The 25,074-nt window shown below is 64.8% G+C and carries 21 protein-coding genes; 11 read left to right on the forward strand and 10 right to left on the reverse strand.

Annotated elements, in window-relative coordinates; genetic code table 11:
• Nucleotides 1-47: 47 nt before the first annotated feature.
• Nucleotides 48-953: an MBL fold metallo-hydrolase gene (locus ACODS2_RS13015; protein WP_488999204.1), complete on the forward strand. Its 906-nt coding sequence runs from the start codon at nucleotides 48-50 to the stop codon at nucleotides 951-953.
• Between the two features lie 80 nt (nucleotides 954-1,033).
• A complete protein-coding gene (locus tag ACODS2_RS13020; protein ID WP_488999205.1) occupies nucleotides 1,034-1,690 on the forward strand; it encodes an HPP family protein in 657 nt (218 codons plus the stop codon).
• 79 nt (nucleotides 1,691-1,769) lie between these two features.
• Here ACODS2_RS13020 and ACODS2_RS13025 read toward each other — a convergent pair whose 3' ends face one another.
• Entirely contained in the window at nucleotides 1,770-4,343 is a 2,574-nt protein-coding gene (locus tag ACODS2_RS13025) for a cadherin domain-containing protein (protein WP_488999206.1), read from the reverse strand.
• Nucleotides 4,344-4,768: 425 nt separating this feature from the next.
• Between ACODS2_RS13025 and ACODS2_RS13030 the strand changes: the two genes are divergently transcribed.
• Nucleotides 4,769-5,368: a hypothetical protein gene (locus ACODS2_RS13030; RefSeq protein WP_488999207.1), complete on the forward strand. Its 600-nt coding sequence runs from the start codon at nucleotides 4,769-4,771 to the stop codon at nucleotides 5,366-5,368.
• A gap of 340 nt (nucleotides 5,369-5,708) precedes the next feature.
• On the opposite strand, the gene ACODS2_RS13035 is transcribed toward ACODS2_RS13030, so the two are convergent.
• Complete coding sequence (locus tag ACODS2_RS13035; RefSeq protein ID WP_488999208.1) at nucleotides 5,709-6,944, reverse strand: cell wall hydrolase; 1,236 nt, start codon at nucleotides 6,942-6,944, stop codon at nucleotides 5,709-5,711.
• Nucleotides 6,945-6,949: 5 nt separating this feature from the next.
• Nucleotides 6,950-8,266 carry an outer membrane beta-barrel protein gene (locus tag ACODS2_RS13040; protein WP_488999209.1) on the reverse strand — a complete coding sequence of 439 codons (1,317 nt, stop codon included), beginning with the start codon at nucleotides 8,264-8,266 and terminating at the stop codon, nucleotides 6,950-6,952.
• Between the two features lie 198 nt (nucleotides 8,267-8,464).
• Here ACODS2_RS13040 and ACODS2_RS13045 point away from each other — a divergent pair, with 198 nt between their 5' ends.
• A complete protein-coding gene (locus tag ACODS2_RS13045; RefSeq protein ID WP_488999210.1) occupies nucleotides 8,465-8,959 on the forward strand; it encodes a hypothetical protein in 495 nt (164 codons plus the stop codon).
• Here the strand turns inward: ACODS2_RS13045 and ACODS2_RS13050 are convergent.
• The 3 genes from ACODS2_RS13050 to ACODS2_RS13060 form a co-directional block, all read right to left on the reverse strand.
• A complete protein-coding gene (locus ACODS2_RS13050) occupies nucleotides 8,890-10,176 on the reverse strand; it encodes a glycosyltransferase (RefSeq protein WP_488999211.1) in 1,287 nt (428 codons plus the stop codon). The two genes, ACODS2_RS13045 and ACODS2_RS13050, sit on opposite strands and share 70 nt — an antisense overlap.
• Nucleotides 10,173-11,453 (reverse strand): polysaccharide pyruvyl transferase family protein, encoded by a 1,281-nt coding sequence (locus tag ACODS2_RS13055; protein ID WP_488999212.1) that lies wholly within the window; start codon nucleotides 11,451-11,453, stop codon nucleotides 10,173-10,175. Before ACODS2_RS13055 ends, ACODS2_RS13050 begins: the two co-directional genes overlap by 4 nt.
• Nucleotides 11,454-11,516: 63 nt before the next feature.
• A complete protein-coding gene (locus ACODS2_RS13060; protein ID WP_488999213.1) occupies nucleotides 11,517-12,374 on the reverse strand; it encodes a LysR family transcriptional regulator in 858 nt (285 codons plus the stop codon).
• Between the two features lie 94 nt (nucleotides 12,375-12,468).
• Here ACODS2_RS13060 and ACODS2_RS13065 point away from each other — a divergent pair, with 94 nt between their 5' ends.
• The 5 genes from ACODS2_RS13065 to ACODS2_RS13085 all read left to right on the forward strand — a co-directional run bounded on the left by ACODS2_RS13065 (nucleotide 12,469) and on the right by ACODS2_RS13085 (nucleotide 18,383).
• Nucleotides 12,469-13,632, forward strand: a complete 1,164-nt coding sequence (locus tag ACODS2_RS13065) for an isovaleryl-CoA dehydrogenase (protein ID WP_488999214.1) — start codon at nucleotides 12,469-12,471, stop codon at nucleotides 13,630-13,632.
• A gap of 166 nt (nucleotides 13,633-13,798) precedes the next feature.
• On the forward strand, nucleotides 13,799-15,400 hold the full coding sequence (locus tag ACODS2_RS13070; RefSeq protein WP_488999215.1) for a carboxyl transferase domain-containing protein: 1,602 nt from the start codon (nucleotides 13,799-13,801) through the stop codon (nucleotides 15,398-15,400).
• Nucleotides 15,400-15,870, forward strand: a complete 471-nt coding sequence (locus tag ACODS2_RS13075; RefSeq protein ID WP_488999216.1) for a nuclear transport factor 2 family protein — start codon at nucleotides 15,400-15,402, stop codon at nucleotides 15,868-15,870. The genes ACODS2_RS13070 and ACODS2_RS13075 overlap by 1 nt, the downstream gene beginning before the upstream one ends.
• Complete coding sequence (locus ACODS2_RS13080; RefSeq protein ID WP_488999217.1) at nucleotides 15,867-17,795, forward strand: acetyl/propionyl/methylcrotonyl-CoA carboxylase subunit alpha; 1,929 nt, start codon at nucleotides 15,867-15,869, stop codon at nucleotides 17,793-17,795. Before ACODS2_RS13075 ends, ACODS2_RS13080 begins: the two co-directional genes overlap by 4 nt.
• 135 nt (nucleotides 17,796-17,930) lie before the next feature.
• Complete coding sequence (locus ACODS2_RS13085; RefSeq protein ID WP_488999218.1) at nucleotides 17,931-18,383, forward strand: MaoC family dehydratase; 453 nt, start codon at nucleotides 17,931-17,933, stop codon at nucleotides 18,381-18,383.
• Nucleotides 18,384-18,493: 110 nt separating this feature from the next.
• On the opposite strand, the gene ACODS2_RS13090 is transcribed toward ACODS2_RS13085, so the two are convergent.
• Entirely contained in the window at nucleotides 18,494-19,186 is a 693-nt protein-coding gene (locus ACODS2_RS13090) for a murein L,D-transpeptidase catalytic domain family protein (RefSeq protein WP_488999219.1), read from the reverse strand.
• Nucleotides 19,187-19,610: 424 nt separating this feature from the next.
• On the opposite strand from ACODS2_RS13090, the gene ACODS2_RS13095 reads away from it, so the two are divergent.
• Nucleotides 19,611-22,205, forward strand: coding sequence for a TonB-dependent receptor (locus ACODS2_RS13095; protein WP_488999220.1), 2,595 nt, complete (start codon nucleotides 19,611-19,613; stop codon nucleotides 22,203-22,205).
• 84 nt (nucleotides 22,206-22,289) lie between these two features.
• Here the strand turns inward: ACODS2_RS13095 and ACODS2_RS13100 are convergent, their stop codons facing one another.
• Together ACODS2_RS13100 and ACODS2_RS13105 are read right to left on the reverse strand one after the other, a co-directional pair.
• Nucleotides 22,290-22,715: a DoxX family protein gene (locus ACODS2_RS13100; protein ID WP_488999221.1), complete on the reverse strand. Its 426-nt coding sequence runs from the start codon at nucleotides 22,713-22,715 to the stop codon at nucleotides 22,290-22,292.
• A 139-nt stretch (nucleotides 22,716-22,854) separates the two neighbouring features.
• Nucleotides 22,855-23,367, reverse strand: coding sequence for a MarR family winged helix-turn-helix transcriptional regulator (locus tag ACODS2_RS13105; protein ID WP_488999222.1), 513 nt, complete (start codon nucleotides 23,365-23,367; stop codon nucleotides 22,855-22,857).
• A 113-nt stretch (nucleotides 23,368-23,480) separates the two neighbouring features.
• Here ACODS2_RS13105 and ACODS2_RS13110 point away from each other — a divergent pair, with 113 nt between their 5' ends.
• Entirely contained in the window at nucleotides 23,481-23,870 is a 390-nt protein-coding gene (locus tag ACODS2_RS13110; protein ID WP_488999223.1) for a nuclear transport factor 2 family protein, read from the forward strand.
• A 7-nt stretch (nucleotides 23,871-23,877) separates the two neighbouring features.
• Here ACODS2_RS13110 and ACODS2_RS13115 read toward each other — a convergent pair whose 3' ends face one another.
• Nucleotides 23,878-25,068: a glycosyltransferase gene (locus tag ACODS2_RS13115; RefSeq protein WP_488999224.1), complete on the reverse strand. Its 1,191-nt coding sequence runs from the start codon at nucleotides 25,066-25,068 to the stop codon at nucleotides 23,878-23,880.
• Between the last annotated feature and the right edge of the window lie 6 nt (nucleotides 25,069-25,074).

The following is a 25,074-nucleotide window of genomic DNA, read 5'->3' on the forward strand; positions in this document are numbered from 1 at the left end:
GGCACTCTCGTCCGCAGCGGGGGAACACCCGGAGCAGGAGAGCGCACATGGATCGTTTCCGGATCGGGCACGTCACCGTCCATCGCATCGAGGAATGGCAGGGCACTTTTGCGCCGCCCTCCTACCTGTTTCAGGGCTACACCCCCGAAGGCTGGGACCCGCATGCCGAGGAGTTTGCCCCCGAATACTTCGATCCGCAAACCGGCCACCTCTATGCCTTCCTGCAGAGCTGGGTGCTCGATACCGGGCATCAGCGCATCCTGTTCGATACCGGAGCGGGGAATGACAAGGACCGCCCGAACATCCCCATCTTCAGCAACCTGCAGACCGATTTCCTCGGCAACCTCGCCCGCGCCGGTTTCCAGCCGGAGGACATCGACGTTGTCGTCTGTTCGCACATTCACATCGATCACGTCGGCTGGAACACCCGCCTCGTGGAAGGACGCTGGGAGCCGACTTTCCGCAACGCCCGCTATGTGCTCCCGCTGGCGGACCGCGCCTATTGGGACCCGGAAGACGGCGCCGCCGGGCCGGACGGCGTAGGCGCTGCCGTCAACGCCGGGATGTACGAGGACAGTGTGGCGCCGATCATTGCCGCCGGCCGCGCCGAATGGGCCGAGCCGGGCTTCGAGGTTGCCGAAGGCCTCACGCTTCACGCCTGCCCTGGCCACACCCCCGGCAGCATGATGCTCGAAGTGGCGGGAAAGGACGACAACGCGCTGTTCGTCGGCGATGTCGTCCACCATCCCGCCCAGATCTACCGCCCCGAATGGAACAGCGTTTTCTGCGAGGCACCCGATCAGGCGCGCGAGACTCGCCGCCAGGTGCTCGAACTTGCCGCCAGCCGGCAGGCACTGCTTGTGCCTGCGCACTTCGGCGGCAGCCATGTGGCACGCGTGCTGCGCGAAGGCACCGGTTTTCGCCCGGTGCTCGGCGCAGTGGGGCTCTCCTAACTAAAGTTGCGTGAAGGCTTCCCCTCCTGCAGGGGCCGCCTTATGGGGCGGCATACCACGAAGCTGAGCGGATCAACCTCTTGCGCCTGTTCCACCCTCTCCTGTCCGGCGCGCATGCCCCAGATCGGCTGTTCGCCTGTCTGGGTGCGGTGCTGGGCATTGCCTTCGCGGCCTTCGTGTCGGCGCGCCTGCCGTTGCAGCCGGGTGATCTCCCGCTGCTCGTCGCGCCGCTCGGGGCTTCGGCCGTGCTCGTCTTCGCGGTGCCGGCGAGCCCGCTTGCCCAGCCTTGGCCCGTCGTGGGCGGCAACACCATTTCCGCGCTGGTCGGCGTCGCGGTCTATCGCCTGATCCCCGATACCGGCCTCGCCGCGAGCGTGGCGGTTGGCGCGGCGATCCTTGTCATGTCGGCGCTGCGCTGCCTCCACCCGCCCGGCGGCGCCTCGGCGCTTACGGCGGTGATCGGCTCGGGCGCGGTCCACGCCGCCGGATATGGTTTTGCCTTCCTGCCGGTGGCGCTCAATTCCCTGTCGCTCGTGGCGATCGGCCTGCTGTTCCATCGCCTCTCACGCCACTCCTATCCTCACCGGCCCGCGCCTGCCCCCGATGCGGGGCTGCACATGGCGGATATCGATGCCGCGCTGGAAGACATGCACGAAAGCTTCGACATTTCCCGGGCAGACCTCGACGCGCTCCTCTCGCGCGCCGAAGTGCACGCGGCGCGGCGCAAGGGGCGCTGAAGCGCCGCGGGCGCACACTTGGCGCTTGTCAGGCCCGGTAGTGGGCAGGGATTTGGCAATCTGTCACCGTGCCCCTCCTTCAAACAATGATCAGAATATCGCTGTAGATCAGCGTCGGGTGGTTGACTGCTCCCATCAGGGCGATCTGCACCGCAGCAACGCCGCCCTGGCCATCGGCATCGTAGTAGAGAATACCGGTAGCCGTGTTGTAGATCACCCGATCCGTCGCATCGTGTGCGGAAGTCGCGCCTGCTGCTGCGTAGAACTCGTCTGCGATCAGCGCACCGGTGTGGGTGAAGCCGCTGTAAACCGACTTGCCGAGCTGGATCTTGTCGTTCTCGCTGCCGTTGAAATCGGTAATGGTGTCCACGTTGGCGGTTGCAGCGGCAGTATTGAACACGAAGAAGTCTCGGCCCGTGCCGCCGGTCAGAACGTCCTTCCCAAGCCCGCCGACGAGCGTGTCGCTCCCGGAACCGCCATTCATGGTGTCGTTGCCCCCGAGCCCTGTGAGGAGGTTGTCTCCATCGTTGCCGATCAGCGTATTGACGAGATCGTTGCCCGTGCCAGACAGATATGCGGAGCCTGTGAGGGTCAGATTCTCGACAGCGGCGCCAAGCGTATAGCTGATGCTCGCTTTGACGGTGTCACTACCGTTTCCTGCGGTTTCAATGACTTGATCGCCAGCAACGTCAACGAAGTACGTGTCGTGGCCAGCGCCGCCGTCCATTATGTCCGCCCCGGTTCCTCCGTTGAGCCCGTCGTTGCCCCCGTTCCCGGTCAGCCGGTCGTTGCCAGCGCCGCCCCAGAGCGTATCGTCACCGCCTGCGCCTGTCAGTGTGTCTGCATTTGATGTGCCGGTCAGCACTTCGTTGACGACGTTGGTGACGGTGATCGCCAGCGCCTGGGTATCGGTGAGCTGGCCATCCGAAACCTTGACGATGACATCATAGACATTGTTCAGGCCCACATCCTTCGGCACCTCGAAGTCGGGCGCTGCCGCAAAGGTGAGCGCGCCCGTCTGTGCGTTGATCCGGAAAAGCGCCGCATCGTTGCCGCCGCCGATCGAGTAGAGCAGAGCGGTGCCCGCATCGACATCGGTCGTCGTGACTGTGGTGACAGCCGTGCCATTCTCGGCCACCGAGATGGCTGCCGACGCGCCGCCGCCGTTGGACGTGATCACCGGCGCTTCATTGACGTTGGTGACGGTGACGGAAATCTCTTGCCAGTCAGCCAGCGATCCGTCCGATGCCCTAACCTTCACTAAATAGACGTTGTTGCCATCGGCATCGCCTGGGTTGTCGAAGTTTACCGGGCTTTTGAAAGATAGATCACCCGTTGTGGGATCAATCTTGAACAGAACTCCATCAGCTCCGCCGGCGATGGAGTAGGTCAGCTGGGTGTTTTGATCGATATCGGTCGCTGTAACCTTGGTTACGGCAGTGGTGTTCTCCTTGATCGATACGTACCCGAGATAGCCGCCACCGTTTGAGGTGATGACAGGGTAGGAGCCCCAGCCGAATATCTGGGACTTGACGTTTCCATTATTTCCATCATTTGAATCTGTCCAAGATACTACGAACCCATCGTTCTTGAAGGATGCCACTTGGGAATCATACTGGTAGCCAGCGACGTTGGTATTTACCAGGAATTCCCCGCCAAACTTGGTGCCATCGGCATGAAAAGCCTGGGCCTTGATGCTGGTTATGCTTGAATCGCCCAAGGTTTGGCTTTCGTCGGTCCAAGAGATGACGAACCCGCCGTTTGCAGTACCGGTAACCGTTGGCAACCTTTGGTCAAGAAATGTCTCGGTGTTGGCTAATGCCTCATTTCCTATTTTTGTCCCATCGGCGCTGAAGAGCTGATACTTTATGCTATTGCTCGATGTATCTCCCAAAGTCTTGCTGGCATCTTGCCATGAAATCACAAAATTTCCATTAGATAGACCAGTTACAACTGGTACCGACTGATTGTTGGCGGTCTGCGTATTTACAAGGAACTCGGTGCCTATCTTGGCGCCTGATGCTGTGAAAATCTGCGCCTTAATGCTGCTGCCGCTGGAATCGCCTTGCGTCCCGCTATAGTCTTGCCAGACAACTACAAATCCTCCGTTGGACAGATCAGCAGCTTGGGGCGCAAATGGTTTGTAGTTCGCTTCGGTATGTAACATGATTTCGCTGCCGACTTTGGCGCCGGTTGCGTCGAATACCTGTACGATAACGGCCGGGCGAACATCCTGCCAAGTCATCACGAAGCCGCCGTTTGACAACCCGGTAATGTTCGGAAAAGAACCGCGGCCCCCGCCGCCTACCAGAAACTCTTGCCCCAGTTTACTGCCGTCTGCATTAAACAATTGGGCAAATATGCCGACGCCGCCCCAAGAGGTTATGATAAATCTGCCGTCGGCAAGACTTGTAACGTCGGGATCATATTGAGAGCCTGCGGATGAAGGGAAAACACTGAACTCGTCTCCGATTCTGGCGCCATCTGGGCCAAATAACTGCGCTTTGGTCTCCCAAACTGTGCTGGTGCTTGGCGCTCGCCAGGTGACCACGTAGCCGCCAGTCGACAGGTCCGTGATGGCCGATCTGGATTTCTCGCCCGAGTTGCCCGCGCTCACGGCGATTTCGGGCCCAATCTTGATTACGCCCAGCATATAAATCTCCGGAGAACTTGGATTCGCCGCGGAGATTTAGGATATATCTCCAAATTGGTGGAGTCTATGTTCCGGAAAAGCTTCAGGTATTGCTGGAGAGTCAGCTGCTTCATCGCGATGAGGGAGCAAGAATTTCGCTTAGGGCGCTGATTTATCTCCATAATGGAGAAGGTCTGGAGGCCGTTGCAAATCCACCACAGGGGATTGCGGATCAGGTCTCATGGTGTGGGTTGCGGGGAACAGCGACACTCCATCACTGACCATGCCGCGCAATTGCCTCAAATCCACCCGTTCTCGCGGATATGGCGAAACTACGAAAACCTACCTGACGCTAGAGTTGCGACACTTTCAGGCGTTGACTTGGCATCGGCGCTCGCCGAGACCGCCGATAACTCCAGAATGGAGTGATCTTGGGGGGGTATCCAATGATTCGCTATACTTTCACGGCTTTAGCCGCCGTTTTGTCCACCTCTGCTCTTGCACAGCAATCGCAATCGGCTCCGGTTACGCCGCAGGTTCCAGTCGTGGCAGTGCCGGCGCCAGCCCAAAGTGCGGCGATAACGGCGCGAGCGGTTACGTCGCCTACCGGCAACTTCACAACCCTGCCTGCGAATACAGAGTTGTTGTTGCGTTTGTCTCAGGAAGTAAATTCGAAGCGAATGAAGGAAGGTGACACGTTTCGAGTGGCACTCGCGCAAGACGTGATGATCGGCAATTTCATTGTTTTGCCAAAGGGAACCCCTGGCACGGGTTACATCTCCTACCGGACCGGCAAGGGTGCGTTTGGCAAGTCGGCAAAAATGGAGATCACGATGCGGTCGCTTGATCTGCCCAATGGTCGAACGATCACACTGACCGGCATGACGCGCCAAGAAGGAACAGGAAATACTGGCGCCACTGTGGGAACAGCAGTTGCGGTGGGCGTATTCTCTGCTTTTGTAACGGGGCGGAGTGCAATTTTTGCCGAAGGTCGCGAGGTGCGCGGCTTTACTCGCGAGGCGCTCGAAGTGGCGCTTCCTCAATAAACGACGGACAAGACCGAGTGGATGGGCGTCGCCGGACGACCGCCACTCGATCCCGCGTTGCCGACAGGAACTGCGGGGACCCTTTACCGAATTCCCAAATATAGCCGCCATCCAGCCCATGGTGGCCCCTCCCGCGTGGTCATTCCCACTTTACCCAGCGCGGGCGAAGGTCGAGATCTGGTCTTCTTTTGCCTGCTGCCCAAGCGTGCTTTTGCCATCGGATCAGGACGGGCTGGCTCGCACTTTCGGCGATTTGCCGCCGCGCGCTTCAGGCGGGTCACGAAGATCTGGCCGTCACCGACGTAACTGCATTCGAGCGGGATGGTCGCTCCCGCTTGGCTCAGCCCCAGTCCGCCAGCAGCCGCGTCAGCGCTGCGCCCTTGGGCAGGCAGCGCGCGGGATTTGCACGGGGGAGGGCGGCGCAATCCCACCAGGCGCCTTCCGCACCCGTCTGCCGATCGCGCAAATAGACGAAGCCAGGGTCCTGACCGGGAGCCGCGCCGAGCAGTTCGCCGACCACCGCGCAGCGCTCGCGCTCTCCGCAGGCGGCAAGCGCGCGCATGGCATATGTGCCGGGGAATGCCGCCGGATCGAGCATGAGGGCGATGCGCCCGCCGGCAGATGGCCCTCTCGCCGGTGCAGCGGACAACTGGGCGCTGCGGCTGTCGGAGCGGGAAGGCCCGTCCGTTTCGTCAAGCGGGAGGTACGCCAGCGCCGCGCCGGCATTCGCGGTAGCATCGGCTTGCCCTGCCTGTGCCGCGTCCGCGCCGCCATGCGCGGGCGAAAGCGTGGCCATCGCGGCAATCCTCGGCTCCTCGCCGCTCGCGCTGCCGCGCAGCACGGTGGGCGAACCCCAGTCCCCCGGCCAGCGGTAGAACAAGTGCAGCCCCACTTGCGCGAGCTTGACGAGGCCGCTGCGCCACACCGGCACCACATAGTCGGCATGATAATGCGTCGCGAGCCCCAAACGCGGATCGACCGCCCCGGCCAGCGCCGCAGCCGCGACCGCCCGCGCGCGAGCCCACGCAGCGGGGGCGGGATGGCGCGAGCGCATCGAGCCATCGCAAGTAAAGCTGAACTGGCAGCCGGTGGTGCGCTCCGATCCCTGAAACACCACGCCGCACACACTGGCGGGAAAGGCGGGATGTCGCGCCCGGTTGAGCACGACCTGTACAACCGCGCGTTCGCCCGAGGGATCATCGCCCGCTTCGTACCAGGCAGCAGCGGCGAGGCAATCGAGCGCGCGCGTCTGCGCAAGCGCGTCCGCCGCACCGAGCCGGAAGGCCGGCGCGGGCGCTGCGGGAGGATTGATCACCATGGCCGCATTGGCCGCCCGCGCCGTTTCGGGCAGGTAGGGGAGCAACGCAGCCGGGTCTGGCAGCGGCGGCGGGAACGCAAAGCGCACCTGAGGCCCGGCGGGCGGGGGCGCAAGCAGCGTAAGTGCAGCGCCAAGCCCGGCGAGGAACAGTGCCGCAAACACCAGCCGCACCGTCATATGGCGCGGCCGCACACCCCATTCAGGAAGCGGCGGCGGCCGGTCTGTATCAACCCGGGTATCGCGCGGCAGGCTGGCCATCGCAGCTACAGCCGCCAGCGCAGCGACACGGCCACGCGGTTCCTGTCATAGGCCCGGCCCGGATCGACTGCGCCTGAATTGCGGCCGAGGCTGTGGGTATAGTCGCCGGCGAGCTCAAAATGCTGGGTGAGCCGCCAGCTCACGCCGAATGTGCCGGTGAAAAAGCGCTCCTGCCGCTTGGCCGCGCCGTTCGGCACCTGGAAATCGGCCACCACATAGCGCAGCGCGGGCCGCAGGATCAGCGTCCGCAGTAGTTCGTGTTCGGCCGAGAGCATCACTTCGTGCTGCTGGATCCCGGCAATGCCGATGATCGGCGAACGCTGGAACGTGCGCGCGCCCGAAAGGCGCACGGTGGTCAGCCGTGTCGGGCTCCACTTCAGCTGCACGTTATAGGCGAGGCCGCTGATGCGCGGGAAAATCGGCGCGCTGAAATCCTGCTGCACCCAGCCAACCCCGACCTCACCCTGCAAGAGCCGGTTGAGCCCGAAGGCCAGGCCCGTCAGGCCGGTAAACCCGTGCGAATTGCGGCTCGGCCCGACCGGCGGTGTTGGGTAGCGGTTGCGATTGTAGGCAAGGCTGGCGAAGGCAGCGACGCCCGGCCCGATGCCGATCGCCGCGCGCAGCGAGCCCGACAGCGCCTCGTAATCACGCGGGGAAAGATCGATCACCGTGCCGCCCAGTTCGCGGGCCTGATAGGTATAGCGTTCGTAGCGCCCGCCCAGCGTGATCCGCGCGCGTGCGAAAGTCTGTTCGAGTTCGCCCCCGCCGGTGACCACGGTGTAGGCAATCGGCGCCGCGCCGAACAGCGTATCGCCGGTGGTACCGCGTGCCTCGATCCGCCGCGCCGCGCCGAAATCGCCCGACAGGCGGGTGTCACCCGAAATGTCGAGCCGCCCATCGAGCTTGACGGCATAAGTCTCGATATTCTCGGTCGTGCGCTTGGCATAGCGCTTGATCGACCCTTCCGCCGCGATCCCCAGCGCATGGTGCGACCACTGCGAACGCACCGCGAGCGCGGGGAGGATCGCCACTGCGACATCACCGCGTTTCACATCGCCGCGCGCATAGATGTTGTCCGTCGCGTCTGCCTCGATCCCGAAGCTGGGCGAGATCAGCAGCGCACCAACCCGCGCGCCGGACGTTTCCACCTCCGGCCGCGAGCGAGCACCCACGGTATCGCGCTCCATCCGCGGATCCACCGTGGTCTGCGCGCGCGCATCGGCAAGCGGAGCGAGCAGGCCCAGCAGGCAGACCGAGAGCGCGCGCGGGTGCACCGTCATCGCGGAGCGTCCGCGCGAATTGCGCTGCTGCATGCTGATCATCGCCCGATCCCTGATCCTGCGCCGTTTCCATCCCACGCCGCAGCGGGTACCATCCTTTCCCGCCGCCCAGTCGCGCAATTAGCCCCGTATCTGAGCAATCTCACTTATAGCCCGGCCCGATGCGGAGCCTTTCGTTGGTCCGGCGTTAACCAATGGGGGAAAGTGTTCCTTGAAAAGCACGGATGCATATCCTGCTCCATGGAAGCATTGTTCGCTCGTATCACGCCCGGCCATATCATCCGATCCGCCCGGATCGGCGCGCTGCTGATCGCCTTTGTGCTGACTTCAGGCTACGTTACCGACCGCCTTTCGCTCGAGCTTGCGGGGGTCGGATCGTTCTTCCTTGCCGTACTGACGCTGCTCGCGCTGCCGAACCAGCGCAGCTCCGAACTGCTCGGCGCGCTGGCGATCTGGCTGACTTATGCGGAGTTCATGGCCGCAATCCAAAGTGGACATTTCAACCTCTGGCGCTGGGCCATCGTGCTTGCGACGCTCAGCCTCGTGATCGTGCCGATCAAGGTGCAGCATTTGCGCCAACTGGCCCGCAGCAATCCCTACCGACCGATTGGCGAGCTTGATCGCCGCGGCTGGTCTGCGACCAACCCTGCGGCAGCGCCCGCGCCCTATGCACCGGCGGGCTTCGCCGCGATCAGCTTCGATCCGGACGCACAACTCGCATTTGACGGCGCCTGAAGCGCCTCCAGGCGCGTGCCATAGTGCGCAAGCAGGCGGTCGAGCCATTCGTCCGGCGACAGGGCGAGGTGGCGCGTGGCGGTGAAGGCCGCGCGGCTCATGGCCTCAACCCGCGCATCGTCTGCCGCGAGCGCGCCAAGCGCAGCCGCGAACGCTGCCGTATCGCGCGGATCGACCGAGAAACCCGCCCCCGCCGCCACCAGATCCGGCGCGAGCAGGGCGCTGGGCGGCAGGATCACGGGCAGTCCAGCCAGCGCGGCTTCCATCGCAACGAGGCCATAGGGTTCCGGATAGCGGCTCGGCATCACCAGCACGCGTGCTGACGCGGCCAGCGCACCGATGGCCTCTGGCGGCAGGCGCCCGGCAAAGCGCGCCTCCGGATACTCGGCGGCGAGCCGCGCGCGGTCTGCCCCGTCGCCGACCAGGCGGATCGGCATGCCCGCCCGCCGCGCCGCTGCCAGCGCAAGGTCTGCGCCCTTGGTCGCCTCGATCCGGCCGACGAACAGCACTTCACGGTTGCACTCGGCAGCAATCCGCGTGGCACTGAAGGGGACGACCGGATTGGGCAGCGGATGGATCGCTGCGGGCGGAATCCCCGCGCGCGCCAGCATCGGGCGCATGGCGGCGTGGATCGCCAGCACCGGTGGTGAGCTCTCCGGCCGGTAGACGAAGCGCTGCACCGCATGACGCGCCACGCGCCACAGCTTGTGCGCCTGGCCCCGCCGGTCGCAGGCCTCGGCAAGGCATGCGCGGGAGAGCGCCGCGTGCGGGCAGGGTGCCCCGGTCGCGAAGTTCGTGAAGGCGCCGTTGGGGCAGGCGAGGAAGAAATCGTGCGCCGAGATCACCAGTCGGCCGCGCACCGGGGCCAGCGCGGCAAACACCGAAGGCGAGAGGATCTGTGACCAGCCGTGAAGGTGATAGACCGTGCGCGGCGTATCGTGTTCGGCGATCCAGCGCCGCACCATCCGCGCCGCCGCGCGGTTCCAAAGGCCATCGAGCAGCCCGCCCGCGCGCCCCAGCAGCCGGGCCTGCCCCAGCCCCGTCACCGCGATCCCAGCCTCGGCCAGCGCCGGATCGGGCATGTCGCCCGCAAGCATAGCCACGCGGAAGCCCCGCTCGGCAAAGCGGTGCGCGGAGCCCACAGCCAGCGCGCTCGCCCCTCCCATCGCATGCGAGAGATCGTTGATCACCACGATGCGGTCGATTGCCGCGCTCATGCCGCAGCCTTTGCCGGCTGCATCGCCCGCGCCAGTGCCGCCGCCATGCGCGCGATATCGCTGCGCGTGCCGGCAATGAGGTCTTCCAGTGCGGCGCGGTCCACACCATCGGCCACCGCCTGCCGCGCGAGTGCGGTCAGCGCCGGGCCATCGAGCGAGGCCGTATCGGCAATATAGGTCCCGCGCCCCGCCAGCGCGAAGAAACTGTCGAGCTTCACGTCCCAGCGCAGCCCGATCGTGGGGATGGCAAAGGAATGGGCGGCGATGCAGGCATGCATGCGGTGCGCCACGATCAGCTGGCAACCGGCGATGAAGCGGATCATCTCGGCAGGATCGGCGAAGGGATTGGTCATCGTCACCGGTCCCTTGGCGGCAAGGATCCATGCCGGACCCATCGTTGCGAGATAGTCGCGGTCCTCCGGGCTGCCATTGGTGAACAGCGCGACGCGAAATCCCGCATCGACGAGCGCGCGCGCTGCCACCCCGTACCAAGCATCGAGCGCGGCGCGTTCATCGGTGCCATGCGCGGCAGCCGGTCCGGTGGCATGGTAGCGCAGCGCCATCGGCGCGGTCACGCACAGGCCCGCCAGCGGTGCATCGAACGGCAGCGGAGGGCGCGGGAAGTGGCAACTTGCCAGCAGCCCCGGATCGCCGCTCAGCACTGCCGGGCGCACGCCCTGCGGCACGAGCAGATCGCGCCACGCAGACTGGCTGCGCGCATCGCGCACCGCCGCATGAGCCAGTTTCGCTGCGCCAAGCGCACGGCCGAACAAGCGGCGCCCGGCCTCCGACCATTGCCGGTTGGCCCCCACGCCATAGACCGCCACCGGCAGCCGCAGCCGTGCCGCCTGGCCAAGCGCGCCCGCGATCTTCATCGGAAAATTGAGATCGGCGTCCGTCAGCAGGTTACCGCCACCGAGCACCACCGCATCACACCTCGCGAGCCGCACCCGCACGTGCCGGCGCAGCCGCAGCTGCACCAGCGCGGCGAGCGCGATCCGCGTTGCCAGCCGCCGGAAAGCAGCCGGCAGCGCCTCCAGCACCGCGATCAGCACGGCACGGCGGCTGGGGGCGATGGCGGGATAGGCGCGCCGCCCCGCCAGATCGATCGAGAACACCTGCGTCCCCGGCGCGATCGTCTGGAAGGTGCGCGCCAGCTCCGCCTCAAGGCATTCGGACAGCAGCCCATCGCCCAGATTGGGGCTGTATTTCACGTTGAGCAGCGCGATCCGGCGCGGCGGTGCGGGGGCATCGGGAGGAGGGGCAGCGAAGCTCATACCCTGTCGGTGTCACGCCGCTGCCCGCCACCGCAAGCCGGGATAGACCCGGAATCGAGCGGATCAGTCCCGCTCCGCCAGAACTTCGCCCAACACTGCACGCAGCCCGCTTGCCGCAATCAACTCTTCCTGCCCGCCCGCCAAGACCAGCCCGATCCGGCGGCGATAGTCGTAGCCATGCAAGGGAACCGCCACCGTCCCCGGCGCGGCGAGCGAGACCGGCGCAGTCGTCACCCCCGCGCCCGCTGCCACCAATGCAAGGCAGCGATCATCATTCCCTCCGCGAAAGGCGAAGTGCGGCCGCACCCCGCGCGCGGTGAAGAAGCGGCTGGTTTCGGCCAGAATCTCGCACGAACGACGCGCGATCATCGTTTCGCCTGCTAGTTCCTCAGGCTGCAGGATATCCCGCGCGGCAAAGCGGTGGGCGGTGGGCAGGATCATCGCATAGCCTTCCTCCAGCAGCACCTCAGCCCCCGCTTCCGCGCCGTGGAGCGTGGTCAGCACGGCATCGAGCCGGTGCTCCGCCAGCCGCCGCCTGAGGTCAGCGTCCGGCGCTTCGGTCAGCGTCAGCCGTCCCGGCGCAAACCGGCCTGCAATCGCCGCCACCGTGCGCGTGGAAAGCGATGCGATCACCCCCAGCCGAAGTGGCGGGGCAGGGGCGGGCGCGGCCAGCACCCCACGTTCGGCAAGGCCGAACTCCCGCTCGATCGCGCGGGCGTGGACCAGCAGGCGGTTGCCCGCCTCGGTCAGCCGCAGCGCCCGCCGCTCGCGCACGATCACCGGCGTGCCCAGCGCGCGCTCCAGCTCTGCAATTCCCGCCGAAAGCGTGGGCTGCGCAACGTGGAGCTGGTTCGCTGCCGCAGTGAACGAGCCAGTATCGACAAGCGCGAGGAACTGGCGGAGATGGCGACGGTTCAGCATAGGTTTTTCCTATACCAAGCCGGGTGAAAATTCAATTTTTCCGAAGCTGGCAAATCCCATAGACTGACTGCCGGATTGAGGAGTCTGAACCAAAATGCGCGCCACGCCCGAGCTTGATTTCGCCCTGCCCGAAAGCGCCATGATGATCCGCGAGGCGGCGGGCCGCTTTGCCGACGAGCAGATCGCCCCGCTCGCTGCGAAAGTGGATGCGGAAGACTGGTTCCCGCGCGATCTCTGGCCAGCGATGGGCGCGCTGGGCCTGCATGGCATCACGGTGGAGGAAGAGTGGGGCGGCCTCGGCCTCGGCTATCTCGATCACGTGATCGCGGTTGAGGAAGTGAGCCGCGCTTCGGCGTCGGTCGGCCTCAGCTATGGCGCGCATTCCAACCTCTGCGTCAACCAGATCCGCCGCTGGGGCTCTGACGAACAGAAGGCGAAGTACCTGCCCAAGCTGATTTCGGGCGAACACGTCGGCAGCCTTGCCATGTCCGAAGCCGGGGCTGGTTCGGACGTCGTCTCGATGAAGCTCAAGGCCGATGCTGTGCCGGGCGGCTTCGTTCTGAACGGCACCAAGTTCTGGATCACCAACGCGACTTATGCCGATACGCTGGTGGTCTATGCCAAGACTGCGCCCGAAGCGGCGAGCCGGGGCATCACCGCGTTCCTGATCGAAAAGGATATGCCCGGCTTCAGCATCGGCCAGAAGATCGACAAGATGGGCATGCGCGGCTCGCCCACGGCAGAGCTCGTCTTCAACGATTGCTTCGTGCCGGAAGAGAACGTGATGGGCCCGCTCCACGGCGGTGTCGGCGTGCTGATGTCGGGCCTTGATTACGAGCGCGTGGTGCTCGCGGGCATCCAGCTTGGCCTGATGCAGGCCTGCCTCGATTGCGTGATCCCCTACGTCCGCGAGCGCAAGCAGTTCGGCAAACCCATCGGCGCGTTCCAACTGATGCAGGCCAAAGTGGCGGACATGTATGTCGCGCTGCAATCGGCGCGGGCTTACACCTACGCCGTCGCGCGCGCGGCGGATGCCGGGCAGACGACGCGCTTCGATGCGGCGGGCGTCATTCTCCTCGGTAGTGAAGCCGCCTTCCGTGTTGCAGGCGAGGCGGTGCAGGCGCTGGGAGGCGCGGGCTACACCAAGGACTGGCCGGTCGAGCGTTATCTGCGCGATGCCAAGTTGCTCGATATCGGCGCGGGGACGAACGAAATCCGGCGCATGCTGATCGGGCGCGAACTGATCGGGGCTGCGTGAGAGTGAATATGACCCCTCCGTCAGCCCTGCGGGCTGCCACCTCCCCGTTTGGGCTTCGCCAAAACAGGGAGGATCTGGTCCTCCCCATTTTCGCAAGGCGCAAATGGGGAGGTGGCAGCCGCGAAGCGGCTGACGGAGGGGTTTGCAGCGAGAGCGAACAAGTTACATGACTGGCCCAGTCCTCCCCACCAACCTCGATCCCACCAGCCCGGAGGCGCAGGCCCGCGCCGCGCACAACCGCGCGCTCGCCGCAGAACTGCGCGCCCGCGTCGCCAAGGCCGCGCTGGGCGGCGATGAAAAATCCCGCGCCCGTCACGTCGCGCGCGGAAAGCTGCTGCCGCGTGACCGCGTGGAGCGTCTGCTCGATCCGGGCTCGCCCTTCCTCGAACTCGGCCAGCTTGCCGCAAATGGCATGTACGGCGATGAAGTCCCCGGCGCGGGGATCATCACCGGCATTGGCCGCGTCTCGGGCCGCCAGTGCATGATCTTCGCCAACGACGCGACGGTGAAGGGCGGTACCTACTTCCCGATGACGGTGAAGAAGCACATCCGCGCGCAGGAAGTCGCGGCGGCGAACCGGTTGCCGTGCATCTATCTCGTCGACAGCGGCGGGGCGAACCTGCCAAACCAGGCCGAAGTCTTCCCCGATCGCGACCATTTCGGGCGGTTCTTCTTCAATCAGGCCAATATGAGCGCGCAGGGCATCCCGCAGATCGCCAGCGTCATGGGCAGCTGCACCGCAGGCGGGGCTTACGTTCCCGCCATGAGCGACGAGAGCGTGATCGTGCGCGAACAAGGCACGATCTTCCTCGCCGGCCCGCCGCTGGTGAAAGCCGCTACGGGCGAGGAAATCAGCGCCGAAGCGCTCGGCGGCGGCGATCTCCATGCGCGCAAGTCTGGCGTGGTCGATCACTTGGCGGACAACGACGAACATGCGCTGACGATCGTGCGCGATATCGTATCTCATCTCGGCGAGAAAATAGGGACAGTCCCCAATTTCCAGCCGCCGCGCCCGCCCAAATATGACGCCGAAGACCTCTACTCGATCATCCCCGATGACGTGCGCGCGCCTTATGATGTGCACGAGGTCATCGCCCGCATCGTGGACGGCAGCGAGTTCCACGAATTCAAGGCGCTCTACGGCACCACGCTCGTCTGCGGCTTTGCGCATATCTGGGGCATGCCGGTGGCGATCCTCGCCAACAACGGTGTGCTGTTCAGCGAAAGCGCCCAGAAAGGCGCGCATTTCATCGAACTCGCCTGCCAGCGCCGCATTCCGCTGCTGTTCCTGCAGAACATCTCGGGCTTCATGGTCGGCGGCAAGTATGAGGCGGAAGGCATTGCCAAACATGGCGCCAAGCTCGTCACCGCCGTCGCCACCGCGCAAGTGCCCAAGCTGACGGTGCTCATCGGCGGCAGCTTCGGCGCCGGCAACTATGGCATGTGCGGCCGCGCCTACGATCCGCGCTTCCTCTTCACCTGGCCCAACGCGCGCATCAGCGTGATGGGCGGCGAGCAGGCGGCTTCGGTGCTGGCAACGGTCCACCGCGATGCGGACAAGTGGACGCCGGAGGAAGCGGAGGCGTTCAAGGCGCCGATCCGCAATAAGTACGAGGACGAGGGCAACCCCTATTACGCCACTGCGCGGCTGTGGGATGACGGCGTGATCGACCCGGTGCAGACTCGCGATGTGGTGGGGCTGGCGCTGGGCGTCTGCCTCGAAACCCCGATTGCGGAGGCGCCCCGCTTCGGGGTGTTCAGGATGTGATGCCCATGATGACCCTCCTCTCCGCCCTCGCCCTCGCCGCCGCGCCGCTTCCGCAGGGGGAGCGCCTGCCGCCACCCGATTTCGCTGACAAGGAAGTGATCGCTGTCGTCGATGCGCTGTTTGCGACGCTCGAGGCGGGCGATGGGCCCGCGCTGCTGAAGCTGGTCTATCCGCAGGGGCATGTCACCGCGCGCGGCACCTTGCGCAGCGGGTTTACCGGCCTGCGCACCCAGAGCTTTGCCGAATACGCCGCGAACATGAAGCTGGGCTCGGGCTTTCACGAGCAGATCAGCGACATGATCGTCGAGCGGGACGGCGATGTCGCGATGGTCTGGGCGCCGTTCACCGTTTCGATGGGGGGCAAGGTGGTGAGCTGCGGCTATGACCACTTCGATTTCGTCCGCGAGGACGGCCAGTGGAAGGTGATGAACCTCACCTTCTCCTCGCGCACGGAAGGGTGCGGCTCATGATCGGGTCGCTCCTGATTGCCAATCGCGGCGAGATTGCCTGCCGGATCATCCGCACGGCACGCAGCATGGGCATCCGCACGGTTGCGGTCTATTCGGATGCCGACGCCAAGGCGCTGCATGTCCGTTCGGCGGACGAGGCGGTGCATATCGGCCCGAGCCCGGCGCGCGAGAGCTATCTGGTGGGCGAGAAGATCATCGCCGCTGCGAAGGCGACGGGCGCAGAGGCCATCCATCCCGGCTACGGCTTTCTCTCCGAAAACGCCGCTTTCGCGCAGGCGGTGATCGACGCAGGGCTGATCTGGGTCGGCCCGAAACCCGCCTCGATCACCGCGATGGGCCTCAAGGACGCGGCCAAGCAGTTGATGGCGGCGGCGGGCGTGCCTGTCACGCCGGGATATATGGGCGAGAACCAGGACCCGGCCTTCCTTGCCGGGCAGGCCGCCGAAATCGGCTATCCGGTGCTGATCAAGGCCGTTGCGGGCGGGGGCGGCAAGGGGATGCGCAAGGTGGAAGCGGCGGCGGACTTCGCCGATGCGCTCGCTTCCTGCCAGCGCGAGGCGGCCGCCTCGTTCGGCAACGCGCATGTGCTGATCGAGAAGTACATCCAGCGCCCGCGCCATATCGAGGTGCAGGTCTTCGGCGATACGCACGGCAATGTGGTGCACTTGTTCGAGCGCGATTGCTCGCTCCAGCGCCGCCACCAGAAAGTGATCGAGGAAGCCCCCGCACCGGGGATGGACGAAGCGACGCGCGAGGCGCTCTGCGCGGCGGCGGTGAAGGCGGCGAAAGCGGTCGACTATGTCGGCGCAGGCACGATCGAGTTCATCGCAGACGCCAGCGAGGGCCTGCGCGCGGACCGCATCTGGTTCATGGAAATGAACACGCGGCTGCAGGTGGAGCATCCCGTCACCGAGGAAATCACCGGCGTCGATCTGGTGGAATGGCAACTGCGTGTGGCGAGCGGAGAGCCGCTGCCGAAGCGGCAGGATGAGCTGAGCATCAACGGCTGGGCGATGGAAGCGCGGATTTATGCGGAAGATCCGGCGAAGGGGTTCTTGCCGAGCATTGGCGAGGTTTCCACCTTCGAGATTGCTGCGCCCGCTCGCATTGATGCTGCGATTGAGGGAGGCGACAGCATATCGCCGTTCTACGATCCGATGATCGCCAAGATCATTGTGCACGGCGACAATCGGGCTAATGCGCTCAGGAAGCTCTTGAAGGCCTGCCGCATGACGCAGGTCTCGTCAGTCAAGACAAACGCAGCCTTTCTGAAGCGTCTGGTAGGCCATCCGCTGTTCGCCAGTGCAGAAATCGATACCGGGTTTATCACGCAGCATGCGGCCGATTTGGAAATGCCCAAAGCGTTGCGCGAAGCTCTGCTTGATGATGCTGCAACCTTGTTGCTTGGTAAGACGCTGAGTAGGGGGCGCTGGCAGGGTCCATCCATCGATCACAGCTATTATGATCGCTTTGAGAGCGAACCTTGGCGGCAAAACTTCGGGTTCCGGCTGAATGCCGATTGGGACCATAAGATTGCGTTTGGTGCCGATGGCCAGACTGTTCGCCGGGAGCTGCCGGATGACTATTTCAGCCGCCGCGTGGAGGCACGTGTGCGCAGCGATGGCGGTGTAGTCTTTCGGGAAGGCGCGGCACTGGTGGTCCAGACGCGCTGGGACGGCTCCGGCCGAGGAGCGCACTCCGGAGACGGCGCCATCCTCGCCCCCATGCCCGGCAAGGTCATCGCGGTCGAAGTCACCGCAGGCGACACCGTCACGAAAGGCCAGAAGCTCCTCGTCCTCGAAGCGATGAAGATGGAACACGCGCTCACCGCGCCGTTCGATGGGACGGTGGCGGAGCTCACCGTGGCGGTCGGCGCGCAAGTGCAGGTCGAGGCGCTCCTGGTGCGGGTCAAGAAGGCGGAATAGCCCACATCCGTTCGTGTCGAGCGAAGTCGAGACACAGTGCGCGGGGTCTCGACTTCCGGCCTGTCAGGCCGGAAGTTTATCCCGAGCGAAGACGAGGGGCTCGACACGAACGGGTTAGGGTTTTGGGAGGATTTTATGGCAGGCCGGTACTTCGATGAATGGCAGGTGGGCGACAAGCTCACGCACGAAATCCGCCGCACCGTGACCGAGACCGACAACCTCCTGTTCTCGGTGATGACGCACAACCCGCAGCCGCTGCATATCGATGCGGAAGCCGCGCGGGCGAGCGAGTTCGGGCAGATCCTCGTCAACGGCACTTTCACTTTCGCGCTGATGGTCGGGCTATCTGTGGGCGATACCACTGTCGGCACGCTCGTAGCCAATCTGGGCTACGACAAGCTTGTGATGCCCAAACCCGTGTTCCTCGGTGACACCTTGCGTGCCACCAGCGAAGTGGTGGAACTGCGCGCGAGCAAGTCGCGCCCCGATGCGGGGATCGTCACCTTCGCGCACGAAGCGCTCAACCAGCGCGACGAAGTCGTCTGCCGGTGCCTGCGGATGGCCTTGCTGCACAAGAAGCTCAACTGAGACCTACACCCAACCCCGCTCATGCTGAGCTTGTCGAAGCATTAGGCGCAAGGGTCGCGCAAGCACCCTTCGACAAGCTCAGGGTGAGCGGGCTTGGAATTTTTACCCGCTTAGCTTGCCGCGAAAAGCAGGCGGCCCGGCCCGAGCGTTTCGAGCACCTGATTGATCTCGCGCGGGTTTACCGCGAAGCATCCCTGGCTGCGTCCGATGCGGCCCTGAATCGCGACCAGCGCGGGATCGACGTAGCGGGCGGCATGGATCACGATGCCGCGCTCCATCGCCCGGTCATTATCCGGATCGAGCCCGACCAACCGGCGCGAACGGCCATGCTTGCCGTAGTAGAGCTCGCCCGTCACATAGCTGCCGCGCGAAGACGCCTCCGAGTCCATCAGATTCGAGAAGTGTTCGGCAATGCCGCGATTCGCTGGGTCCGAGCCCTTGCCATGCGCGACCAGCAGCGGCGCGGAGACCGTGCCGCTCGCCAGATCGACGATATGAAAGCGCGCCTCGCGCGAGGGCTGGGAGAAATCGACGATGCCGATGCGGTCGCGCACCGCGATCGCCGCGCTGTGCTTGTCGAGCGCGGCGAGGGCGCGCGGCACGAGCGGAAGAATGCCGGAGCGGGCGATTGCGACCGATTCGCCCTGGACCAAGGGCGCGTCGGCGTCCGGCACAGGCACGGTGCCCCAGAAGGTACCGCCCGGAAGGTCGGCATCCTGGGCACGCAGCGGGTCCCGCGGTAGTGCGAGCGAAGCAGCGGTTCCGGCGATGGCGCCGATGAACTGGCGCCGCTTGATGATCATTGTCCCGGCAAATCCCGAATGCGGTTGCGATCCCCGGATCATCTAAGGCAGGCAAAGGTTGATGATCCAACCCCCAAGGCCGCTGGCTTGCGACGAAGCGTGGCATCCGCGCCACTGGCCGTTTAAAACGGGACTTTTACCTTCGTGAGACCCGCGCACGATCATCTATGCGGTCTAGGTTCATTTCCCTAGTTTCACTACCTAACTAAAGGATAAGTCTGAACCCAAGCTGACTGGATTGCGCTGTCCGGCAAATGTATCAAAGGAATTTATACTGCGTAGTCTCACTGCAACACTTTGTCAGGAATCCCGGTTTTTCGCCAATTCCGCGTTACATCTTGCGTAAGAATGTCAAAAAAGTGTCATGCAAGCCTCCTAGAGGCCGCCTCAGACAGAACCAGTTCTCCCCCACCTGAGGTTAATTATGACACTCGCTCATACCCTCCGTACCGGCCTGCTGGCCGGCGCGGGCGTCCTTGCACTTGCTTCGACCCCCGCCTTTGCAGCCGCCGAAGCTGCCGCTACCGAAGCCGCGCCAGCGCCTGCTGCCGGTCTGCCTGACGGCGTGCCGATTGAGGAAATCGTCGTCACCGCGACGAAGCGCGAAACCAGCCTGCAGAAGACACCGATCTCGATCTCGGTGGTGAATGCGGAAACCATCCGCGAGCGCCGCGTGCAGAGCCTGCTCGATCTCGCCGACGGCGGCGTGCCCAGCCTTCGCGTCGCGACCTTCGAAGCGCGCCAGTCGGCACTGACCATCGGCATCCGCGGCATCGTTCCGCTCGATGCGAACCAGCCCGCGCGCGAACAGGGCGTCGGCATCTACATCGACGGCGTCTACCTTGGCCGCCAGCATGGCCTCAACACCGGCCTGTTCGATATCGAGCGCGTCGAAGTGCTCAAGGGTCCGCAGGGCACCCTGTTCGGCCGCAACACCGAAGGCGGCGCGCTCTCGCTCATCTCGAAGGCGCCCACCGGCGAATTCGGCGGCAGCATCGATGGCAGCATCGGCAACATCGGCTCGCGCAGCGGTGCGATCCACCTCAACCTGCCCGAAGTGAAGGGCTTTTCGATCAAGCTCGACGGTGTCTACCAGCACCAGGATCCCGTCACCAAGAACCCGCTGCAGGGCCAGGAAGGCTGGGGCCTGTTCGATCGCAAGGGTTTCCGCGCTGCCGTGCGCTGGAAGCCGGTCGATGGCATTACCAACGATTTCACCTACGACGTTGCGCGCGACGAGAACACGCCGTTCTACAGCCAGCTGCTCAACTACAACCCCAACAACTGCCTCAGCGGCGGCACGAACGCCTCCCCGCTGGCGATCCCCGCCGGCAGCGCCTGCACCACCCCCGGCACTGCCTTTGTCGGCACGCAGGGCACCGTTCGCCCGCTGCTTCCGGGCGTCGTGGTCAACGGCGACACCCTGATGCGCACGGCCGACATCGGCGTTCCGCAGCGCCGCAGCTTCGATGAGACGCACGGTTTCACCAACGTCCTCAAGTGGAAGATCTCGCCGGAAGTCGAACTGCGCTCGATCACCGCATGGCGCGGCGTGGACGTGCAGCAGTGGGACAACTCCGGCGGCGCGCACCGCGTGCCGGTCGTCAACTACACGCCGGCGTGCACCGTGAATGGCCCGGCGAGCTGCACCTTCAGCCGCTACAGCCTCGCCGACCTGCGCCAGCGCCAGTTCAGCCAGGAACTGCAGGCTGTCGGCACGATCGGTTCGGTCGACTACGTTGCCGGCCTCTACTACTTCACCGAAGCCGTGAGCGACACCGCCGCTACGCCGAACTCGATGCGCGTGATCTACAACACGCCCACCCAGGCAACCTACGTGCCCAACACGTTCTGCACGGCCGATACGCCGGAATTCGTCGGCCGGGCGGTAAACGGTTGCTCGATCGACCGTGCCTCGCAGGTGCGCTCCAAGAGCTATGCGGCCTTTGGCCAGGCCACCTGGAATGCGTCCGAGAAGCTCCACATCACGGTTGGCGGTCGCTATACCTGGGATGAAAAGCAGGGTCAGCTGACCTTCTCGCGCAACGTCGACTACCGCACCAACCCGGTTATCGCGGCGCAGAACGGCTACCAGCCGCTCGACAAGAAGTGGCGGCGCTTCAACCCGCTGGTCACGGTTGCCTATGATTTCGACAGCGATATCCATGGCTATGTGAAGTACGCGACCGGGTATCGCGCTGGCGGCGCCAGCTCGCGCACGTCCGATTACCGGGCGTTCAATCCGGAAGACGTCAAGAGCTACGAAGTCGGTCTGAAGGCTGACCTGTTCAACCGCCATGCCCGCCTCAACCTCGCAGGCTACGTCATGAATCGGACGAACAGCCAGGTCGATCTTTCGACGGTCCAGCCCACGGCGACCGGCAACTTCAACAACCTCGTGACCTTTAACGCGCCGGGCACCACCAAGATCCGCGGCGTGGAAGCCGACCTCACGGTGAAGCCGGTCGATCGCCTGACGCTGAACCTCTCCTATGCCTATACCTACACCGACATTCCTCTCGTGCCGGTGACGTACACGCAGTTCAGCAGCACGGGCGTCGCGGTCAACAGCACGACCGTGCTGCAGAAGTTCTACATCGTCTACACCCCGCGCAACGCGGCAAGTGCCTCGGTTGATTACGACCTGCCTGAAATTCTTGGCGGCGCCCGCCCCAAGCTGCACGTCGATGCCAACTATGCGCAGGCGACGCAGGCCTTCGACCAGTTTGCCACGAAGGCTGACTCGAGCTTCATCGTCAACGCCCGCCTGTCGCTGCTCGACATCGGGCTTGGCGGCGGTGCTGCCAACAAGCTCAACATCGGCCTGTGGAGCCGCAACGTGTTCAATCACCAGTACGTCTACCGGCGTGATCCGTCGAACAGCCTTCCCGCTGTCCAGACGACCGGTCCGGCGAACACGAACGTTGTCGTGATCGGCAACAATGGCAGCGTCCTGGGTGACTACGGCAACTTCAACATGCCGCGCACCTTCGGCTTCGACGCCTCGATCAAGTTCTGATCGTAGCGCGGGATCGCACACACAAGGACGGCGGCCGGGGCGATCCGGCCGCCGTTTTTCTTTGCGCGGATGGCGCGAACGGGTTCAGCGCTTGTCGAGGCCGATCCGGCCCGAGCCGAAGGCTGCGACCTGCAGCAGGCCGCCCGCCATGGCGAGGTTCTTCAGGAAGTGGATGAACTGGTTCTGGTCGGCGAAGTGCGCGTGAAAGGCGAGCGCGGCTACTACGCTGAAGCCGGCCAGAACCAGCGCCACGAACCGCGTGCGAAAGCCCGCGATCAGCGCGAGGCCGCCGCCGACCTCGATCAGGGCCGCAGCGATCAGCGCGGCAGGCGCGAAGGGCAGGCCGGCGCTGGCGATATAGCCGATCGTGGCGTCGGGGTTGGCGATCTTGCCGATGCCGCTCAAAATGAAGATCGCGGCGATCAGGACGCGGCCGGCGGCGGCGAGAATGTGGCCGGTGGCCGGGAAGGCGACTTCGGCGGCGGGGACGGTAGCTGTGGTGGAAGTCATGGCATGATCCTTTGCAAATCAGGCCGGGCGAGGGGCCGTCCGGTCTTGTTGCAATCGGGATAAGCCTGTTTGATCATCCGGAAAATCCGGATAATATCGTTCCATTTGTTCTATGAAATGGAAAAGTGGTGCGCGCCGCTTACGCTGCTGGCGCGTTGCGAAAATCCGCCGGGATCGGGCAATCGCTGCAGACACTGTCATCGCACAGGCGGCACAAGGTACAGCGCTCGATGTCGGTTGCCGGCAGGGCGGCCAGCAGCTTGTGGAGCAGCGCCGCGAGCGTCTCCTCCTCGTCCGTGGTGAGCGGCTCCAGCACCGGACGGATCGTCGCCAGCCGGTCCTTGAGCAGCGCCTCGCGCAGCACATGGCCTTCAGGGGTGAGATGGAGCGCAATGGCGCGCCGGTCACGTCCTTCGCGGCGCTCGACCAGTCCGTCAGCCACGAGGCGGTCGACCAGCCGGACCGAGCCCGGATGCGAAAGGCCCAGGATGCGGCGCAGCTGGTCGTTCGAGGGGCCAAGGCCATAGCCGATCACCACCAGCGCCGCCGGGGTTTCCCCTGCATGGCCCAGGGTTAGCCGCGCCGCCTCGCCAATGCGGTCGGCGACCGCAATGCCCAGCGCGCCTAGGAGATTGGCGGTCCGGTCGCTCATGTCCACAGTGATATGTGCGTTCGGCACGAATATCAACTTGATCAATAAGTGCGCTCCGCACATAAATTACGCAAGGCGGCCCGGTGGCTTCGGGAATCGCCCGGGAGACCGCCATGACTGCTGCCCTCAGCACCGCGCTCAGCGCCGAACACGCCGATTTCTACGCCCGCTTCCAGTCGTTCTGGGCAGCGCCCACCGGGCCCCGTGTCGCAGAGCTCATTGCGCCGAGTGCGGTCATTCATTTCAGCGCGATCGGCAGCTTTTCGGGCACCGAATACATCGGAGTCATGGCCGGCATCCTCGGCTCGATGGATGCGTTCGAGGTGACCCCGCTGGACTGCGCCGGTTCAGGCGATTTGCTTTACATCTTCTGGCAGGCTTCGGCCCGCATCGGCGGCGAAACGCGCACATGGCCCGGCATCGATCGGATGCGCATCGCCGATGGCATGGCGGTGGAGGAGCATGTGGTGTTCGATTCCGCCGTGCTCCAGCCCGGCGACTGATCTTTGATCAGGCTGCGCGGCGGGGGCCGGGCTTGCTGCGGCTGTCCCGTACCAGCCGCTCATAGCTGGCGAATAGCTCGGCAAAGTGATGGTCCATCACGCGCGGGCTCGGGATTTCGGCGCGGGGGCCGTCGAGCCCGGTTTCGCGCGCGATGCAGTATTCGACGATTGTTTCCGCCGCCGCCGCTGCATTGGCGGATTCATAAATCCATCCGCCAGACGCACGCGCCTGGTCAGCCGCGCCGCCTTCATCAGGGGCGATCAGCGGCAGCCCGCTGGCGCGCGCCTCAGCCGCGACCATGCAGAACGTCTCGGCTTCGCAGCCATGGACCAGCGCATCGGCGCTCGCCATCACGCGGGCAAGCTCGGCACGGTCGGTGATCGGCTCGAGAATGCGGATATGCGGATTGCCGCCGATGCGCTTCTCGATCGCCTTGAGATCGCGCCCTTGTCCCGCCAGCACCATGCCGACCGGACGGCGCGTACCCGCAGCGGTGACGGCATCGACCAGCATCGGCCAGCGCTTTTCAGGCGCGAACCGGCCTACGCCGATCAGCAGTGTCGCGTCCTCGGGCAATTCGCACAGTTCGAGCAGGCCCTTGCGCAGCCGCGCATCGCGGTGGCCGGGCGCAAATACGCCGGGATCGACGCCCATCGGATTGGTCACAACGCCGGTGAGGCCGCCTTTGGTGAGCCGGTCAGACAGGCCCTGGCTCGCGCTCACGATCATGTCGAACTGCGTGTCGAGCTTGCGCAAGTGGCGCCAGTAGCGGTCAAACGCCTTGTCGATCACCGGGCGCGGGGCCACGCCATCGAACCAGCGGTAGGCATAGGCCGAAAGCGGATCGGCATGCATGATCAGCGCGCGCGGCGCCGTGCCCGGCCATTCGCCGACAAGGCTCGCGCTGCGCCAGGGCGAGGAAGCCTCCACCATGTCCGGCGCTTCGCGGTTGAGCGCGGCATAGAGCCCGGGCACGTCGCTGAAATAGCGGTAGTTGAAATCGAGCGGGAACACGGTGCTCTTCAGCCAGACGATGCGCGCGTTCGGTCCGCGTTCCTCGACGCGGTTCTCCTCGCCCGGTGCGATCACGACCACTTCGTGGCCCATCGCCGCGCCGGCCTTCAGCTTGCGATCAACATACGTGCGCACGCCGCCACCCTTGGGCGCGTAGAAAGCGCATACATCCACGAGCTTCATGCGAAT

The organism is Novosphingobium sp. FG137 (assembly GCF_057809735.1).

What these genes read in the sequence shown, in the direction of transcription:
- ACODS2_RS13015 (WP_488999204.1), top strand. Translation starts at nt 48, where the DNA reads ATGGATCGTTTCCGGATCGGGCACGTCACCGTCCATCGCATCGAGGAA.
- ACODS2_RS13025 (WP_488999206.1), bottom strand. Translation starts at nt 4,343, where the DNA reads ATGCTGGGCGTAATCAAGATTGGGCCCGAAATCGCCGTGAGCGCGGGC.
- ACODS2_RS13030 (WP_488999207.1), top strand. Translation starts at nt 4,769, where the DNA reads ATGATTCGCTATACTTTCACGGCTTTAGCCGCCGTTTTGTCCACCTCT.
- ACODS2_RS13035 (WP_488999208.1), bottom strand. Translation starts at nt 6,944, where the DNA reads ATGGCCAGCCTGCCGCGCGATACCCGGGTTGATACAGACCGGCCGCCG.
- ACODS2_RS13040 (WP_488999209.1), bottom strand. Translation starts at nt 8,266, where the DNA reads ATGATCAGCATGCAGCAGCGCAATTCGCGCGGACGCTCCGCGATGACG.
- ACODS2_RS13045 (WP_488999210.1), top strand. Translation starts at nt 8,465, where the DNA reads ATGGAAGCATTGTTCGCTCGTATCACGCCCGGCCATATCATCCGATCC.
- ACODS2_RS13050 (WP_488999211.1), bottom strand. Translation starts at nt 10,176, where the DNA reads ATGAGCGCGGCAATCGACCGCATCGTGGTGATCAACGATCTCTCGCAT.
- ACODS2_RS13055 (WP_488999212.1), bottom strand. Translation starts at nt 11,453, where the DNA reads ATGAGCTTCGCTGCCCCTCCTCCCGATGCCCCCGCACCGCCGCGCCGG.
- ACODS2_RS13060 (WP_488999213.1), bottom strand. Translation starts at nt 12,374, where the DNA reads ATGCTGAACCGTCGCCATCTCCGCCAGTTCCTCGCGCTTGTCGATACT.
- ACODS2_RS13065 (WP_488999214.1), top strand. Translation starts at nt 12,469, where the DNA reads ATGCGCGCCACGCCCGAGCTTGATTTCGCCCTGCCCGAAAGCGCCATG.
- ACODS2_RS13070 (WP_488999215.1), top strand. Translation starts at nt 13,799, where the DNA reads ATGACTGGCCCAGTCCTCCCCACCAACCTCGATCCCACCAGCCCGGAG.
- ACODS2_RS13075 (WP_488999216.1), top strand. Translation starts at nt 15,400, where the DNA reads ATGCCCATGATGACCCTCCTCTCCGCCCTCGCCCTCGCCGCCGCGCCG.
- ACODS2_RS13080 (WP_488999217.1), top strand. Translation starts at nt 15,867, where the DNA reads ATGATCGGGTCGCTCCTGATTGCCAATCGCGGCGAGATTGCCTGCCGG.
- ACODS2_RS13085 (WP_488999218.1), top strand. Translation starts at nt 17,931, where the DNA reads ATGGCAGGCCGGTACTTCGATGAATGGCAGGTGGGCGACAAGCTCACG.
- ACODS2_RS13090 (WP_488999219.1), bottom strand. Translation starts at nt 19,186, where the DNA reads ATGATCATCAAGCGGCGCCAGTTCATCGGCGCCATCGCCGGAACCGCT.
- ACODS2_RS13095 (WP_488999220.1), top strand. Translation starts at nt 19,611, where the DNA reads ATGACACTCGCTCATACCCTCCGTACCGGCCTGCTGGCCGGCGCGGGC.
- ACODS2_RS13100 (WP_488999221.1), bottom strand. Translation starts at nt 22,715, where the DNA reads ATGACTTCCACCACAGCTACCGTCCCCGCCGCCGAAGTCGCCTTCCCG.
- ACODS2_RS13105 (WP_488999222.1), bottom strand. Translation starts at nt 23,367, where the DNA reads ATGAGCGACCGGACCGCCAATCTCCTAGGCGCGCTGGGCATTGCGGTC.
- ACODS2_RS13110 (WP_488999223.1), top strand. Translation starts at nt 23,481, where the DNA reads ATGACTGCTGCCCTCAGCACCGCGCTCAGCGCCGAACACGCCGATTTC.
- ACODS2_RS13115 (WP_488999224.1), bottom strand. Translation starts at nt 25,068, where the DNA reads ATGAAGCTCGTGGATGTATGCGCTTTCTACGCGCCCAAGGGTGGCGGC.